This window comes from Burkholderia sp. AU17457, from assembly GCF_002223255.1.
GTDB lineage: Bacteria > Pseudomonadota > Gammaproteobacteria > Burkholderiales > Burkholderiaceae > Burkholderia > Burkholderia sola.
In genome coordinates this window covers 207,605-223,080 of record NZ_NKFB01000005.1, presented here as the reverse complement: position 1 = coordinate 223,080, position 15,476 = coordinate 207,605, and the positions used below count along the sequence as shown (strand labels likewise).

Genomic DNA, 15,476 nt, shown 5'->3' with positions numbered 1-15,476 from the left:
TCATCGCGACGACGCCCCGTCGTCGCCCCACACGACCATCACGTCGCGCACGAGCGCAGCGATCGACGTCGCGCCGAGCTTCTCCTTGATGCTCGCGCGATGCACGTCGACGGTCTTCACGCTGATCGACAGATCCGACGCGATCTGCTTGCTGCCCTTGCCGTCCACGACGCCGCGCAGCACTTCCTTCTCGCGCGCCGTCAGCGCGTCGAGCCGCTGGCGCAGCTCACGGTGGCGCTGGCTTACCGCATGCCGCTGCTGCGCGAGCCGCAGCGCGCGCTGCACGCGCTCGAGCATCTGCTGCGAGTTGTACGGCTTCTCGACGAAATCGATCGCGCCGTTCTGCAGCGCGCGCACCGACATCGGAATGTCGCCGTGTCCGCTGACGAAGATCACCGGCAGCGTCGCGCCGCGCGCATTCAGTTCGGCCTGCACGTCGAAGCCGCTTTTCTCCGGCATTCGCACGTCGAGCACGAGGCACGCGGGCAGGTTCACGTCGAAGCGCGCGAGAAAGTCGGCCGCGTTCGCGAACCCTTCGGACGCGATGCCGACCGATTCGAGCAACCACGCGAGCGACGTGCGCATGCCGCCGTCGTCGTCGACGATGTATACGATCGGTGCGGGTGACGTCATCGCGGGGGTCTCGCTGAATGTCGGTATCGGTATCGCACGCGCCGCGCGCAACGCCGCTGGCCGGCGTGTCGCGAGCGCCGCTCGCTGGGGTGTGCGGCACATCATAACGAGCCGAAAACCCGCTGCAAACCCCTTCATCTGCCGCACGAACGCGCCATCACGGTTTTTTTCGCGCGCGATGGCGCGCATCTAGGTAGAACCTTTAGACACGTTGGCAGGAACGCCATCCCGATCGTCAATCGTGCGAATGGTCGGCTGCATTTTCGCGGCGTACGCTTGGATCATCGTCGGCCAAGCGATGCTGCATCGGCAGCGCCCGCGATCGCCGCTTTCGTCCAACCAGGAGCGCCCATGTCTTCCACGACCGATATCCAGCGGCCAGCGCGCGTCGAGCCGACCGACGCGCAAAAGGCCTTCCGCCAGGCGATGGCCCATCTCGGCGCGGCCGTCAACGTGATCACCACCGCGGGGCCGCACGGCCGCTGCGGGATCACCGCGAGCGCCGTGTGCTCCGTCACCGACGCGCCGCCGACGCTGCTCGTGTGCCTGAACCGGTCGAGCGCGATGCATGCGACCTTCGAGCACAACCGGCAGGTCTGCATCAACGTGCTGCCAGCCGAGCACGAGCTGCTCGCTCGACACTTCGCGGGGCTCACCGACCTGCCGATGGAACAGCGCTTCGCGTTGCCCGTGTGGGATCGCGGCGAACAGGACGTGCCGGTGCTGCGCGATGCGCTCGCGAGCCTGCAGGGCACGATCGCCGGGATGAAGGAAGTCGGCTCGCATTCGGTGATGTTCATCGAGGCGACCTCGATTCGCGTGCGAAACGACGGCGACAGCCTGATCTATTTCAGCCGCGCGTTTCATCGCGTGTCGCGCACCGCGTGCGTGCGGTGATCGGCACATGACTACGCGGACGTGCGCAGCGCGCGCTGCCCGGCCGCGAATGCCGCGCCCGCGAACAGCGTCAATGCCGAATACACGAGCCCGCGCGCGAGCCCCGCACTGTCCGACACCCAGCCGATCGCGACCGGCCCCGCGATCTGCCCGAATGCGAAGACCGTCGTGAATGCGCTGATCCCCTTCGCCCAGCCGTCGGGCGGCAGGTTGTGCCGCACGAAGGCCGTCGTCGACGCGACCGCCGACAGGAACGTCGCGCCGAACAGCAAGCCCGATGCGAATGCGGCAGCCGGGTGCACGAACAGCGCGGGCATCAGCGTCGCGACCCCGAGCAGCGCGTTGAGCACGGCGAGCGCCTGGCCGCCGCGCATCCGGTCGAGCAGCCCCGACCACAGCCGCGCCGACACGACGGTCGCGACGCCGAGCATCACGTAGAACGCGGCGACGACCGTGCCGCTCATCCCCGCGCCGCGCAGCAGCGCGACGATGAACGTCATGTAGCCGATATAGCCGACGCCGAACAGCGCATAGCCGGCCAGCGCGAGTGCGAAGCGGGCCGGGCTCGCGGTCGCCGCCTGTTTCGCACCGCCGGCCCGCGCGGCCGGTGCCGCATGTGCCTGCTCGATGCGGCGCGCGGCCGACACGGCTACCGCCGAGAACAGCACGCACGCCGTCGCGAGTGCGAACCACGCGGGCTGCCAGCCGTGCACGCGTGACACGAGCGTGGCCGGCACGAGCAGCGACGACGCGACGATGCCCCATCCGGTGCCGCCGTAGTAAAGGCCGAGCAGCAGCCCCGCATCGCGCGGCGACGCGGAAGCGAGCCGCGCGGCCAGCACGCCGCCGCTGATGAAGATCAACGCGCTGCCGCCTCCCGTCGCCAGCCGCTGCGCGAGCAGCGCGTGCATGTCCGACGTGAGCCCGCCCGCGGCCATCAGCACGGCGGTCAGCGCGCAGCCGGCCGCGAGCAGCGTGCCCGCGCGCCAGCGCCGCGACAGCAGCGGGAATGCGAGCGCGCCGATCAGGTAGCCGGCCGCGTTCGCGGTGTTCAGCGCGCCGGCCTGCGCGAACGTCCAGCCGAGATCGGCCTTCATCGGCGGCAGCAGCAGCGCATACGAAAAGCGCGCGAGGCCGAGCGCGATCGCGCTGCCGAGCGACAGGCAGATCGCGAGCCGCCACGCGGCCATGCGGCCGGGATCGGTTGCGCCGGCATCCGGCCGCGAGCGGCCGGGACGCTCCGGTTGCGGCACTGCACGCATCGGGGTGTCTCCTTCGTTGTTCGATTCCGGGGCTTGCGCCGCCGTCGCTCGATCATACTGGAGCCGCCACGAAATCGGCACGCGCGGCAGCAGCACAACCGCGACGGCCGCCGCGCCCGGTTCCCGCTCCCCGACACGACGGCCGGAAAACGCGGGAGGCCAGCCGGCGCTGGCACGCGCTACCGCCCAAGTCCGGCCGCAAACGCCGCCAGCAGCGCGCGCCCTTCGGGCCATCCGGCCAGCCCGGACGCCGCGTTCAGGTGGCCGCGCGCGCCGAGCAGAAGCGGCGCCGCACCCTGTTCCGTTGCCCATTCGAGCGCGCGCCCCGACGGATCGTACGGATCGTCCGCGCTCGCGATGGCCAGCACCGGCAGGCGCCCGAACCTGCCGTTCGGCAGGTTCGCGAACGCCGCGGCGGCAACCGGAAAGCACGGTCCAGCCGGGTCGGGCACGGCCACGAGAAACGCGCCGCGCACCGCGCGCGCCGACACGGCATGCCAATGCGCGAACAACAGACAGCCCAGCGAATGACACACCACGAGCGGCGGCGCCCCGGCGTTCGCGACGGCCTCGTCCAGCGCGGCCATCCAGTCGGCCAGGTCGGGCGCGTCCCATGAAGCCGGCGCGATGCGCGCGGCGCCGGGCAACGCCGCCTCCCAGTGGCTCTGCCAATGATCCGGTCCCGAATTGCCGATACCCGGCACGATCACGATCGCTCGATCCATCATTCCCTCCGTCAACTGAAGCCCAGAGTGTGACTACGCGTCCGTCGGCATGGAATGGCAAGTCATCGGTTATTGAGACAAAATGCCGATGAATCAACGGTACGGGAGGACCGTCATGCCGGACGAAGCACTGGATCGCCTGGATCTTGCGATCCTCGAAGCGCTGCAGGACAACGCGCGGACGCCGCTGTCGGAAGTCGGCAGGCGCATCGGGCTGTCGCAGCCCGCCACGTCGGAGCGCGTCAAGCGGCTGGAAGAACGCGGGATCATCGCCGGTTACGGCGCGCGGATCGATCCGGCGGCGCTGGGGCTGGGCATGATGGCCATCATCCGGCTCAAAACCACTCACGAGCACATCCAGCCGGCGCTGCGCACGTTTGCCGAGATGCCGCATGTCATCGAGGTCCACCGCATGACCGGCGAGGACTGCTTTCTGCTGAAGGTGCTGGTGCCGACCCCGGGCCAGCTCGAAACCCTCATCGACGCGATTGCGCGCTTCGGCGCGGTCACGACGTCGCTGGTGCTGCGCTCGGAACCGACGAAGGCGATCGGAAAGGCGCTGCTCGGATGACGTGCGGAGGTGGACCGACCGAGCGACGCGTGAAATCGGCACACCGGTTCGAGCACCGGGCGGTCGTGCACACGATTTTCGTGAACGACATAAATCGCATCAATCCGCTCAATTAAATTCAAATTAGAAATAACCGAATTCATTTCGCCGCCACCATTCCATTTTTCTAAAAAAATGACGTGCGATCTGTCGCTCGTTTTACCCATGTTTTCCAATATGTGGGCCGGGGATTCCCTTGTTTAGCACGTCTCGGCTAAAAACATTGCGACGCATTGCATTCGTAAATTCATCAGAATAATATCGACGCCACTCGCCCGGCATTCACAAAATTCCGAACGAGGAGCGGCAATGTTTTTGCCGCGCTTTCATGTTGAATCACTCATGTTCACCACAGGAGAATTGACATGCAGGAAACCCAGCAAATCGAATTGCTTGACTGGATGCAGGAAGACACGCACCCCGAGGCCGTCGACATGATGGTCGAGGACGCCGTGGTGCCGTTCGGCACCGCGCTCTGGCCGGTCTGAGCGGGCCACCCGTTCTCGCGGAGGGGCCTCGGCCCTTCCGCCGCTTCCGGAGATACGCATGCTGAACCTGCACCGCGCGCTCGGTTTTCACCCGGCGCTGCGCGACAAGCTGGCACGCGGCGAATCGGGAAAACTGCTGGTCGGCTATGACACCCGCAACCGCGACACCGCGTTGCGCGCCTTTTCCGCCCTGCCCGATTCGCTCGACGCGACCACCCTCTGCCTCGAAAGCACCGCGCCCGCCGACATCGCCGCCGCGCTCGACGACGCCGACCTGTTCGTGCTGCTGTACGACTCGTCGTGCCTGCCGACGCCGTCGCCGAGCGGGCCGCCATTTCTCGCCGCGATCCGCCCCGCGATCGTCGAACACTGGAGCAAATCGGTTTTATTCAAGGATTACGGCCCGCACCTCGACGAGGCGTTCGCCGAATCGCTCGACGACATCGCCGCGCGCAACGGCCGGCTGATCGAGGCCGCCGCACGCGCGTCGCAGATCCGCTTCATCGACGAAGCCGGCAACACGCTGACGGGCTCGCTCGCGCCGGACCAGAAATGGACGAGCGTGGACGGCATGGGCAACCTCGACGTCGTGCCCGGCGAGATCGCGACGCACGTGACCGACCTGAACGGCACCGTCGTGTTCAGCGGCACGTTTCTCGGCACGGTCCCGTTCGCGATCAAGTACAAGGTGGCCGAGCGGCTCGCGACGCTGCATGTCGAGCACAGCACGATCGTCGATTTCGACACCGACGATGCAGGCTTCCGGCGCGATTTCACGACCTATCTCGACCGGCACGCGAATCACCGGCGGATCGAGGAATTCGGCATCGGCACGAACCTCGGCATTCGCGGCCTGTACGGCCGCAACGCGGGGTTCGAGGAACGCCATCCGGGCCTGCATCTCGGCCTCGGCGGCGGCGAAAACGGCAGCCACCATCTCGACCTGATCTTCGCGCGCGGCACGCTCGCGCTCGACGAACGGATCGTGTTCGACGGCGCGTTCGCCGTCTGACGCGGCAGCGGGTTGCTCAGGCTTCGGCGGCCGCCGCGTCGCCGAGCCACTTGAACATCACGAAGCAGTCGACGAAGCCGAGCCGCGCGTGACGGTATGCGCGCGGCACCCGGCCGACGATCTCGAATCCCAGCTTCTGCCACAGCGCGACCGCGACCTCGTTCGTCGCGACCACCGAATTGAACTGCATCGCGAGGAAACCGCGCTCGCGCGCCACCTGCTGCGAGTGCTCGCACATCAGGCGCGCGACGCCGCGTCCGCGCGCGGCCTCGCTCACCATGTAGCCGCAGTTGCTCACGTGCTTGCCGGGCCCGGCCGCGTTCGCCTTCAGGAAATACGAGCCGAGCACCACGCCGTCCTCTTCGGCGATCCACGTGCAGAGCGGCGCGTCGAGCCACTGTGCGCGTGCGGCTTCCCGGGTCGGCTCGGGATCGAATGCATAGGTTTCCTGAGCAGCGACGATGGCGCGGTAGGTCGGCCAGAAGCGCGCGAAATCGTCGTCGGTCATCGGGCGAATCGTGATCATGCGGGGGCTCTCTCGTGAGGGTGATGTCGGCAGGCAAGCAATCGTAGCGCGATTCATCGACGGTCGCCTTCCTGCCTCGCCGTGCCGCGCTACTTACGCGGCGGTACGCCGTACCCGTGCTCGGACATCTGCGAAAAACTGGATAAATCGCTGAAACCGAGCCACTCGGACACGGCGCGTGCCGCTTCATCACGCCATGGACACCGGCCATTTGGCCGAATCGTCACGCGCCATCCCGGATGAAAAAATGATCGTCGTCCGGGAAGCCCGCTCCGCGCCCTCGAATCCCGAATCATGAAAACGCCGCGTCGGCCGCCCAGCCATTGCGATGCGAACCGCCTCGTTCCACTTACTTTTTGTAGCTTATAAGTTACAATGCTCTCCAAGTTCGAACTCCTTCGCTATCAGCGCGACGACGGTCGCGAGCCGTTCACCGAATGGCTGAACGCCGTCCGCGACAAGCCCGCACAGGCACGGATCCGCGAGCGCCTGCGCCGCGTGCAGACCGGCAACTTCGGCGATTGCGAGCCGGTCGGCGAAGGCGTGTTCGAACTGCGCGTCCATGTCGGCGCCGGCTATCGCGTGTACTTCGGCCGGCACGGCAGCGCGCTGGTGCTGCTGCTGTCCGGCGGCGACAAGGCGAGTCAATCCGACGACATCAGGCGTGCAAAGGAACACTGGTCGAACTGGAAACGGAGGCAAACATGAACAAACTCAAAGGCGCGGTATCGCACCACAATGCGGAAGTCGCCGAACTCGGCGCTGACCGCGAGCTCGCGGTCGCCTATCTGCGCGTCGCGATGGAATCGCTCGACGATCCCGACAACCGCGCGGCCGGCCTGCTCGCGCTGCGCACGGTCGCGGAGGCGTACGGCGGGCTCGGCGCCGTCGCGGCCGAAGCCGGCATCAGCCGCGAATCGCTGTATCGCACGCTGTCCCCGAACGGCAACCCGACGCTGAAAACCCTGCTCGCGGTACTCAAGACGGTCGGCCTGCGCCTGTCCGTCGTTCCCGCGCAGCCGTCGCACGCGTAAGGACGCGCGTCACGCCGTGCCCCCTCACGGCTGGACCATCCACACCAGCAGCATCTCATCCGGCGCGGCCGTCATCCCCGCCGGCGGATGCGCGATCGCCGGCTCGACCGCCAACGCGTGCGCGATCGCCGCCGCATCATCGATCGTCGTCGTGTGCACGATCGTCATCAGCCGCGCCGGCCGGCGCAGCGTTTCGCGATACAGCGCGCCATACCACAGCGGCCGCATGCCGAGCGCATCCTGCAACACGTACGGATAACGCCACAGCCGCAGCACGAAGCGGCTTTCCGGGTGGGCCGGATCGACGCGGACGAACACGCGCCGCGTGCTCTCGCCATGCGTATAGCGCGGCAGCACGGGCAGCGTATCGGCGGGCGCCTGCGGCAGTAGCCAGCGCAGCGCGGTGGCCGGCGACCACGGCGTCGCGCGCTGCCAGCCGGCCTGCGCGAGCTGGCGGTCGAGCGTGTCCGACGTCGCGCTCCATTGCAGCGGCAGATATTCCTCGCGGTCGCCGCCGATCTCGGTGCGCCGCGCCGGCACGCGCTGCCACCCGCCGCGCAGCCACTGGTCGACGGTCATCGCGACCACATCGCCGACATGCGGACGCGCCGCGCGATCGAGCTGCCACTGCGCGGGCACCGTCCATACGCCGGCCGTCGCGAGCACGACGACGACCGCGACGAGCGCGCCGCGCGGCTGCACATGCTCGCGCACACGCCAGTATGCATAGGCGCCGGCGAGCAACGCGAACCATGCGAGACCGAGGCTCCACCCGCCCAGCAACCCCGACAACCAGGTATCGCCGACGTACAGCCGCGCGAAGCCGCCGAGCACGATCCACAGCACGACCGCCGTCACGACCGGAATGCGCCACGGCGCGGGCCGGTCGCGCGCCAGCACCCAGCCAAGACCGCTGCTCGCGAGGATCGCGAAGGCGGCGTCGCCGTCCGGCAGCGGCACGTGCAGCGCGCCGGGCGGCAGGCTCGCGGGCGTCGCGCCGGGCGCGCCCGCACCGAACACCGGCACGAGCACGACGGCGACGCCGATCGTCGCGAGCCACCATGCGGCCGTCAGCCAGCAGCGATGGATCATCAACCAGACGAGAAACGCGGCCGCGACGATCAGCCCCGTGTCGTGTCCGTGCAGCACGGCGAACGCGCTCATCGCGGCGTCGGCGGGCGGCGTGCGCAGGCGCTGCAGGAACGCGTACAGCGCGATGTCCGCATGCATCAGCGGATCGTTCGCGACGACGTCCTGCACGATCCCCGCGAACAGCCACACGCAGCCGATGAACAACAGCGCGAGCACGGGCACCGCGCCCGGCAACCCGCGCAGGTACACGATCCCGTCGTGCAGCCGCGCGCCGAACCGCGGCCAGCGGTGCACGCACGCTTGCACGGCTTCGGCGAGCGCACGACACAACAACGGCCAGCCGCGCCGCAGCGCGACGCGCACGCCGATCCACACGAGCGCGACCAGCGCGGCCACGACCAGCAGGATCGCGGCGACCCGCACGCTGATCGCCGCGGCCAGCGCGGCCGACGCGCCGAACAGGATGCCAGGCGCGACGTGCACGGGCGCCCACACGAGCGCCGAGATCACGTTGACCGGATAGAACGACCGGCGCGGCAGTGTCGCGCAGCCGACGACGACCGGCACCACCGCACGCACCGGCGCGAGAAAGCGCGCGAGCACGATGCTCTTCATGCCGTGACGCAGCACGAATTCCTCGCCGCGTGCGTACGCGTTCGCAGAGCCGAAGCGCGCCCACGCACTACGGATCATCCCGCGGTAACGTCGTCCGAGTTCGTAGCTGATCCCGTCGCCGATCACCGCGCCGACGGCCGCGACGCCGATCGTCGCCCATGCGTCGAGCGCGCCCGCGCCGATCAGCGCGCCGGCCGCGAACATCACGGCGCCGGCCGGCACGACCGTGCCGATCAGCGCGATCGCCTCGGCGCACGCGGCCACGAACACGATCGCCAGCACGAGCAGCGGATGCGCGCCGATCGCGCCGATCCACGCGTGGACCGTGTCGCTCATCGCACACTCCCGAAAGGTGCGGCCCGGTGCACGAACATCGGGCCGGCAGCGGCCTTGGATACGTTCATCGCGGCATGCGCACGCTCGCGCCGGCGTCGCAGGCCAGTGTCAATCGAACTCGTGTTGCCGCGCGTCGGCCTCGAGCGGCGCGTCGTGGTAGCCGACCGTCGCGATCTCGTGCAAGTAGCGCGCAAGAAACGCGCCGATCGAGCCGGCGGCCTCGTATTGATGCACATGACGGAACTCGTGGGTCAGCAGCCGGCGCGTGTCCTGCCCGCGCAGCACGTACACCGCATGACCGAGCGTGAGACCGATCGTCGCGGGTGACAGCAGCCCCGTGTCGCGGGCGATCGCGGCAAGCGTCGGCGTGTCGGGAAACGGCATGCGCTCGACCGCCATCACGCGAATCCGGTCCGGCTGCGCGACGCCCACCGTGCGCGCATCGTCGGCTTGCCCGGGCGTCAGCGGCGCGCCCTGCGCGAGCCCGCGCGCCGCCTCCGCTTCGGCCCAGGCGACCGCGGCAGGCAGAGCGGACGGCAGGATATCGGCCAGGTCGATCATTGCAGGGCTCCTCGGTTCGCGCGGATGGCATCGGGCACCAGTTTAGTCCCGAATCGGAACGGTTCGCGGCGCGGGCCCGCCGATGCCGCGCCGGCCCGCGTCGGGTGCAACGATCATCCGGGAATACCCTGATTCGCGCGGGCTGCGCATGATGCGCTTTCCAATGAATTATTTCGTTGCAGTATGCATTCCGTGATCGACGCTCCTGAAAATTTCGCGAACGAGTACCGTTTTCGGGTTCGGCGGAATATATTGGTCAGAAGAACGGCCGCGGCGACAACCGGACAGCAACGACGGCAACCCGCGGGCGTCATCCCGAAGAGGGCCGCTGGAAGATGATCAGGGTAATTCTGGCTGACGATCACGCAGTCATGCGGGACGGACTGCGTCACATTCTGGAGATGGCCGGCGGCTTCGAGATCGTCGGCGAGGCGAGCGACGGCGCGGGCACGCTCGCGCTGGCCGAGCGCGCGGCCGCCGACGTGCTGCTGCTCGACCTGTCGATGCCCGCGCCGACCGGCATCGAGCTGATCCGGCTGGTCAAGCGCCAGGCGCCGTCGCTGCGCACGCTGGTGTTGACGATGCACGCGGAAGCGCAGTACGCGGCGCGCGCGTTCAAGGCCGGCGCCACCGGCTACCTGACGAAGGACAGTGCGACCGCCGAGCTCGTCGAGGCCGTCGGCAAGGTGGCGGCGGGCGGCGTCTACGTGAGCCCGTCCGCGGCGGAAAGCCTCGCGCACACGCTGCGCGCGCCGGCTCACGCCCTGCCGCACGAGCGACTGTCCGCGCGCGAGTTCGACGTAATGCGCCGCATCGTCGCCGGTCAGACCGTCACGCGGATCGCGTCCGAACTCGCGTTGAGCGCGAAGACGGTCAGCACGTACAAGACGCGAATCCTCGAGAAGATGGGGCTGCCGCACGAAGCCGCACTGGTCCGCTACACGGTGCGCCACGATCTCGACCTCGGGGCCGACGACGCATGATGGCCGCCTTCCGCTTCCCGCCCGCGCCGCCGCCGTCGGATAACGACGATCCGGATACGTCGCGCCTGTTCATGTCGTCGCTGCCGCCGGGGCGGCGCGAACGGCGGCTCGCGCTCGCGACGGTACTCGTATCGGCCGTGATCTTCGCCGCGCTCGCGCCGTTCGCGGCGATGCCGCTCGCGCCGGGCTGGGCATTCATTCCCGTGTACCAGTCGGCGATCGTCGTCAACGACATGGTGACGGCCGGCCTGCTGCTCGGTCAGTACGCGATCCTGCGCGAGAAACCGCTGCTCGTGCTGGCGGGCGGCTATCTGTTCACGGCGTTCATGGCAGGCACGCACATGCTGACCTTCCCCGGCCTGTTCGCGCCGACCGGCCTGCTCGGCGCCGGCGAACAGACCACCGCATGGCTGTACCTGTTCTGGCATGGCGGCTTTCCGCTGTCGGTCGCCGCGTACGCGCTGCTGCGCGCGACGTCGCGCGGGCGTCCGGCTCCGGCCCCGGCCCCGCCGCGCCGCGCGGCGATTCCCGTCGGCCTCTGCATCGCCGCCGCGATCGGCGCGACGGCCGCGCTCGCGCTGTTCGCGACCGCCGGCCACGACCTGCTGCCGCGCATCATGAGCGGCAACCGGATGACCGCGACGATGACGAAGGCGATCACGGTCGTCTGGGGGCTGAACCTGGTCGCGCTGATGCTGATGTGGCGGCAGCGGCGCCGCCATTCCGTGCTCGACCTGTGGGTGATGACGGTGCTCGTCGCGTGGCTGTTCGACATTGCGCTGTCGTCGATGCTGAACCACGGGCGCTTCGATCTCGGCTTCTACGCAGGGCGCGCGTACGGCCTCGTCGCGTCGGGCGTCGTGCTGTTCGCGATGCTGTTCGAGAACGGCCGGCTGCACGCGCAGACGGTGCGGGCGCTGGCCGGCGCACGCTTCCAGCATCTGCTCGTCGTGCAGAAAAGCGCGCAGTTGAACGATGCGAACGAACGGCTCGAACAGCGCGTCGCCGCGCGCACCGCGCAGTTGAGCGCGTCGAACCGCGACCTGCGGCGCGAAGTCGAGGAGCGCGTGCGCGCGGAGCGGGCGTTGCAGGCGTCGCGCGAGGAGCTGCGCGAGATCGCCGCGATCAGCGCCAGCGCGCGCGAAGCCGAGCAGCGCCGCATCGCGCGCGAGCTGCACGACGAACTGGCGCAGTCGCTCGCGGCGCTGAAGAACGATCTCGAATGGCTGATCGATCGCGTGCCGCAGGACGACGCGTCGCTCGCACGCAAGATCGCGGCGATGCATGGGCTCACGCGCGGCGCGGTGGCCGCGACGCGCCGCATCGCGTCGGACCTGCGCCCGCTGATGCTCGACGATCTCGGCTTCGCGGCGGCGATGCAATGGCTCGTGGAGGATTTCCGGCACCGTCACGGGATTGACTGTTCGCTGCACGTCGAGCCGCCCGAGCTGCAACTCGACGAGCCGTATGCGACCGCCGTGTTCCGCATCGCGCAGGAAGCGCTCGCGAATGTCGCCCGGCACGCGGCCGCGTCGCATGCGGACGTCGAGCTCGTGTACGGCAGCGAAGCGATCGTGCTGACGATACGCGACGACGGCGCGGGCTTCGATCCCGCGGTGCCGCGCAAGCCGGCTTCGTTCGGGCTGGTGGGGTTGCGCGAGCGTGCGTATCTGGTCGGCGGCACGCTGCGGATCGCGACGACGCTCGGCGAAGGCACGACGGTCGAGGTCGAGATTCCGCGGGCGCCGGCGCCCGTGGCGCTCGCGCATGGCGGGCACGAGAGTTCGCGGGGCTAGATGGAGGGCGGCGGAAGCCGCCGCACGGCGACGACTTAGTCGACCGCCTTCGTCGAACGCGCCGCTTTGAGCATGCGCCCGAGTTTCGCGCGGACGTTTGCCGCATCGATGTATTCGCCGGTCAGCCGTGCCTCGTCACGCGATGCCAACCCGCGTGCGACAAACTCGCGCTGCGCGGGGTGCGCAACGCCATCGCAGGACATGTTCATCGTCGTCACTTTCTTCATTGCCGGCTCCATTCGTCGCATGTACACCGCATGGTAGCGCGCTCGATTACTTGCCGCCGAACCCGCACGCGGCGCCCGATTTCAGGATCATCCGAAACCGGCCGACGCTGCGATAGCGCCGCACGCCATCACGCCCGCGCCGCGACCATTCCCCGCTCCGAGCGCGTCCACGCGACCAGCGCGCCGACGCCGAGCAGCGCGAGGCACACGATCGGCACGATCATCGGCCCGAACGCGGTGCCCGTCACCTTGCCCGCGAACGGCATCAGGTTCTGGCTGAAGAAGCCGCCGAGGTTGCCGATCGAGTTGATCGCCGCGACGCTCGCAGCCGCCCGCGCGCCGGTGAAATAACGCGGCGGCATCGACCAGAAGCACGGATACAGCAGCGGGATGCACGCGCCGCCCAGCACGAGCACGATGAAGCGCAGCGGCGTCGACGGCAGCACGAGGCTCAGCAGGAAGCCGAGCGCGCCGAGCGCCGCGACGATCGCGATCGTACGCAGGATGCTCTTCGCGCGGCGCAGCTTCGCCGGCAGCCATACCAGCAGCACCACCGCAAGCGCCCACGGCAGCATGCTCAGGAAGCCGTTCGTCGTGCTCGACACGCCGAACGATTTCACGAGCGTCGGCAGCCAGTACGTGACGCCGTACAGCGACGTCGACATCAGCATGTAGGTGGCCGCGAACAGCATCACGCGCGGATCGAGCAGCGCCTTCCAAGGCTGACCGTGCTCGGCCTGCGCCGGCTTCTCGCGCTCCAGCGCGGCCGCGACGATCTGCTTCTCGCGCTCGTCGAGGAACGGCGCTTCGCGGAACGATGCAGGCAGCACGCGAAACACGACGATCGCGACGACCACGGCCGGAATGCCCGTCGCGACGAACACCCACTGCCAGCCCGCGAGCCCCCACACGCCGTTCAGGCTCAGCAGCAGGCCGCCGACCAGCGAGCCGAGCATGTTCGCGAGCGCGCTGCCGAGCGTGAAGATGCCGAGCACCTTCGCGCGGTAGCTCTGCGGAAACCACAGCGTCAGGTAATAGATCACGCCCGGATAGAAGCCGGCCTCGGCGATGCCGAGCAGGAAGCGCAGCGAGCAGAACGCGGGCATCGACGTCGTGAAGCCCATCAGCACCGTGATGAGCCCCCACGTCAGCATGATCCGCGCGAGCCACACGCGGGCGCCGTAACGATGCAGCGCGAGCGTGCTCGGCACCTCGAACAGCAGGTAGCCGATGAAGAACAGCGACGACGCGAGCCCGAACGCAGCTTCCGTCATCCCGAGGCTGTGGACCATCTGCAGTTTCGCGAAACCGACGTTCTGCCGGTCGATGAACGCGATCAGGAACATCACGACGAGAATGGGCAGCAGGCGCCGCGCCATCTTCGACATGATGCGCTGTTCTTCGGCGGACGCAGGGTCCAGGGTGTCGGTAGCGTTCACTTCAGGCTCCTTGGGTGATTCGGTTGCGTATCGGTTGAATCGGTTGAATCGGCGCCGCGCTTGACGACCGCGCAGACGCCAGGTGGTTCGATGAATGGCATCGGATCGCGACCGGGCGGCTCAACCCGACCGGTAGTCGTCGAGCATCGGCGCGAACATCTCGTGCCACGTGCGCGGCTTCGCCTTGATCGTGCCGGCGAGGGACAGGAATTCGACGTAGTCCATCAGCTGGTTCGGCCGCACCGAGAAACGCGTGTCGGGCGCGGCGAGCATCCGCATCACGTCGTCGTGCGACACGCCGACGCCCGACGCCGCCGCATAGAGCGCGGCCGCCGCGCGCGGGTCCTGCGCGATCAGGCGATTCGCTTCGTCGAGCGCGCCGAGAAACGCGGCGGCGAGCGCCGGCTCCGCATCGACGAGCCGCTTCGGTGCGAACACCACGTCGAGCGTCAGCGGGCCGAGCACGTCGACCGAGTTCACCACGCGATGGATGCCCGGCTGCCGCAATTCGAGCGTCGAGAACGGCGGCGACGTGAAGTGCGCGGTCACACCGCTCTCGCGCCGGATTAGCGCCTGCATCGCCTGCGGATGCGGCAGGTTCACTGTGATCGAATCGAGCTGCGCGAAGTGCGTCGGGCCGAGCTGCCGGCTCGCGACCATCTGCAGCACGACCGCCGACAGCGACGTGCGGATGCCCGGCACCGCGATCCGGTCGGACGGCGTGAAGTCGCGCAGCGACACGAGGCCCGCGCGATTCGCGTTCAGCGACAGCGACGTGGTCGACAGCCCGCTGATGCCGATCACCTCGACGTTCGGAATGCCGCGCGCCCGCGCCCACAGCTCGATGAAACCCGGCGCGCCGGCGGCCGCGAAATCGAGCGTACCGGCCATCATCGCGTCGTTGACGGAATTGCCGCCGTCGAGCAGCACCCATTCGACCGCGACATCGCGCACGCCGCGGCGCACCGCATGCCGCTCGAACAGCCGCTGCCTCTCCATCACGAGCAGGGGCAGGTACAGCACGCCATAGCCTTTCGAGATCCGCACCGTGCGCGGCTTCGCGCGCACGAGCGCCGGCGCCCCGAGCACGCCCAGCACGCCGAGGCTGGCCGCGATCAACGCGCGGCGGCGCGGCAGCGTGGTCATGCGCGCGCCGCCGTGCGGCGGACGGCCGGCGGCCACGCGCAAACCGGCGTGGCGCCGCGGCGCGCGTTCGTCGTGCCCGTGACATGCTGCATGT

17 protein-coding genes are annotated in these 15,476 nt (G+C 68.8%); 8 read left to right on the top strand and 9 right to left on the bottom strand.

The annotated features are described in order from the left end of the window. Entirely contained in the window at nt 1-633 is a 633-nt protein-coding gene (locus tag CFB49_RS18285) for a response regulator transcription factor (RefSeq protein ID WP_089436016.1), read from the bottom strand. 351 nt (nt 634-984) lie between these two features. Between CFB49_RS18285 and hpaC the strand changes: the two genes are divergently transcribed. Further along, a complete protein-coding gene (hpaC, locus tag CFB49_RS18280; protein WP_089491967.1) occupies nt 985-1,530 on the top strand; it encodes a 4-hydroxyphenylacetate 3-monooxygenase, reductase component in 546 nt (181 codons plus the stop codon). A gap of 11 nt (nt 1,531-1,541) precedes the next feature. Here hpaC and CFB49_RS18275 read toward each other — a convergent pair whose 3' ends face one another. Together CFB49_RS18275 and CFB49_RS18270 are read right to left on the bottom strand one after the other, a co-directional pair. Further along, a complete protein-coding gene (locus CFB49_RS18275) occupies nt 1,542-2,792 on the bottom strand; it encodes a YbfB/YjiJ family MFS transporter (protein WP_089491966.1) in 1,251 nt (416 codons plus the stop codon). A 179-nt stretch (nt 2,793-2,971) separates the two neighbouring features. After that, nucleotides 2,972-3,517, bottom strand: a complete 546-nt coding sequence (locus tag CFB49_RS18270; RefSeq protein ID WP_089437046.1) for an RBBP9/YdeN family alpha/beta hydrolase — start codon at nt 3,515-3,517, stop codon at nt 2,972-2,974. A gap of 115 nt (nt 3,518-3,632) precedes the next feature. Here CFB49_RS18270 and CFB49_RS18265 point away from each other — a divergent pair, with 115 nt between their 5' ends. The 3 genes from CFB49_RS18265 (at nt 3,633) to CFB49_RS18260 (ending at nt 5,627) form a co-directional block, all read left to right on the top strand. Next, a complete protein-coding gene (locus CFB49_RS18265; protein WP_069618888.1) occupies nt 3,633-4,088 on the top strand; it encodes an Lrp/AsnC family transcriptional regulator in 456 nt (151 codons plus the stop codon). Between the two features lie 404 nt (nt 4,089-4,492). Beyond that, nucleotides 4,493-4,615 (top strand): hypothetical protein, encoded by a 123-nt coding sequence (locus CFB49_RS36810; protein WP_006479692.1) that lies wholly within the window; start codon nt 4,493-4,495, stop codon nt 4,613-4,615. A gap of 58 nt (nt 4,616-4,673) precedes the next feature. Then, nucleotides 4,674-5,627, top strand: coding sequence for a leucyl aminopeptidase (locus tag CFB49_RS18260; protein ID WP_069618889.1), 954 nt, complete (start codon nt 4,674-4,676; stop codon nt 5,625-5,627). Between the two features lie 16 nt (nt 5,628-5,643). Here CFB49_RS18260 and CFB49_RS18255 read toward each other — a convergent pair whose 3' ends face one another. Further along, entirely contained in the window at nt 5,644-6,153 is a 510-nt protein-coding gene (locus CFB49_RS18255; RefSeq protein WP_069618890.1) for a GNAT family N-acetyltransferase, read from the bottom strand. Between the two features lie 375 nt (nt 6,154-6,528). Here CFB49_RS18255 and CFB49_RS18250 point away from each other — a divergent pair, with 375 nt between their 5' ends. Together CFB49_RS18250 and CFB49_RS18245 are read left to right on the top strand one after the other, a co-directional pair. Then, the gene (locus CFB49_RS18250) at nt 6,529-6,861 is read left to right on the top strand and encodes a type II toxin-antitoxin system RelE/ParE family toxin (RefSeq protein WP_089491965.1); all 333 of its coding nucleotides are present in this window, start codon (nt 6,529-6,531) and stop codon (nt 6,859-6,861) included. Then, the gene (locus CFB49_RS18245; protein ID WP_089491964.1) at nt 6,858-7,187 is read left to right on the top strand and encodes a helix-turn-helix domain-containing transcriptional regulator; all 330 of its coding nucleotides are present in this window, start codon (nt 6,858-6,860) and stop codon (nt 7,185-7,187) included. Before CFB49_RS18250 ends, CFB49_RS18245 begins: the two co-directional genes overlap by 4 nt. A gap of 24 nt (nt 7,188-7,211) precedes the next feature. On the opposite strand, the gene CFB49_RS18240 is transcribed toward CFB49_RS18245, so the two are convergent. Both CFB49_RS18240 and CFB49_RS18235 read right to left on the bottom strand, forming a co-directional pair. Continuing rightward, nucleotides 7,212-9,230: a VTT domain-containing protein gene (locus CFB49_RS18240; protein WP_089491963.1), complete on the bottom strand. Its 2,019-nt coding sequence runs from the start codon at nt 9,228-9,230 to the stop codon at nt 7,212-7,214. 108 nt (nt 9,231-9,338) lie between these two features. Beyond that, nucleotides 9,339-9,791: a hypothetical protein gene (locus CFB49_RS18235; protein WP_089491962.1), complete on the bottom strand. Its 453-nt coding sequence runs from the start codon at nt 9,789-9,791 to the stop codon at nt 9,339-9,341. Between the two features lie 335 nt (nt 9,792-10,126). On the opposite strand from CFB49_RS18235, the gene CFB49_RS18225 reads away from it, so the two are divergent. Beyond that, nucleotides 10,127-10,774, top strand: coding sequence for a response regulator (locus tag CFB49_RS18225; RefSeq protein WP_069618894.1), 648 nt, complete (start codon nt 10,127-10,129; stop codon nt 10,772-10,774). Beyond that, nucleotides 10,771-12,570, top strand: coding sequence for a sensor histidine kinase (locus CFB49_RS18220; RefSeq protein ID WP_089491961.1), 1,800 nt, complete (start codon nt 10,771-10,773; stop codon nt 12,568-12,570). Before CFB49_RS18225 ends, CFB49_RS18220 begins: the two co-directional genes overlap by 4 nt. Nucleotides 12,571-12,605: 35 nt before the next feature. Here the strand turns inward: CFB49_RS18220 and CFB49_RS18215 are convergent, their stop codons facing one another. From CFB49_RS18215 to CFB49_RS18205, 3 genes are all read right to left on the bottom strand, one after another. Next, nucleotides 12,606-12,797: a hypothetical protein gene (locus CFB49_RS18215; protein ID WP_249190396.1), complete on the bottom strand. Its 192-nt coding sequence runs from the start codon at nt 12,795-12,797 to the stop codon at nt 12,606-12,608. A gap of 128 nt (nt 12,798-12,925) precedes the next feature. Next, entirely contained in the window at nt 12,926-14,236 is a 1,311-nt protein-coding gene (locus tag CFB49_RS18210; RefSeq protein ID WP_089491960.1) for an MFS transporter, read from the bottom strand. A gap of 120 nt (nt 14,237-14,356) precedes the next feature. Then, nucleotides 14,357-15,382, bottom strand: a complete 1,026-nt coding sequence (locus CFB49_RS18205; RefSeq protein WP_089492776.1) for an ABC transporter substrate-binding protein — start codon at nt 15,380-15,382, stop codon at nt 14,357-14,359. Between the last annotated feature and the right edge of the window lie 94 nt (nt 15,383-15,476).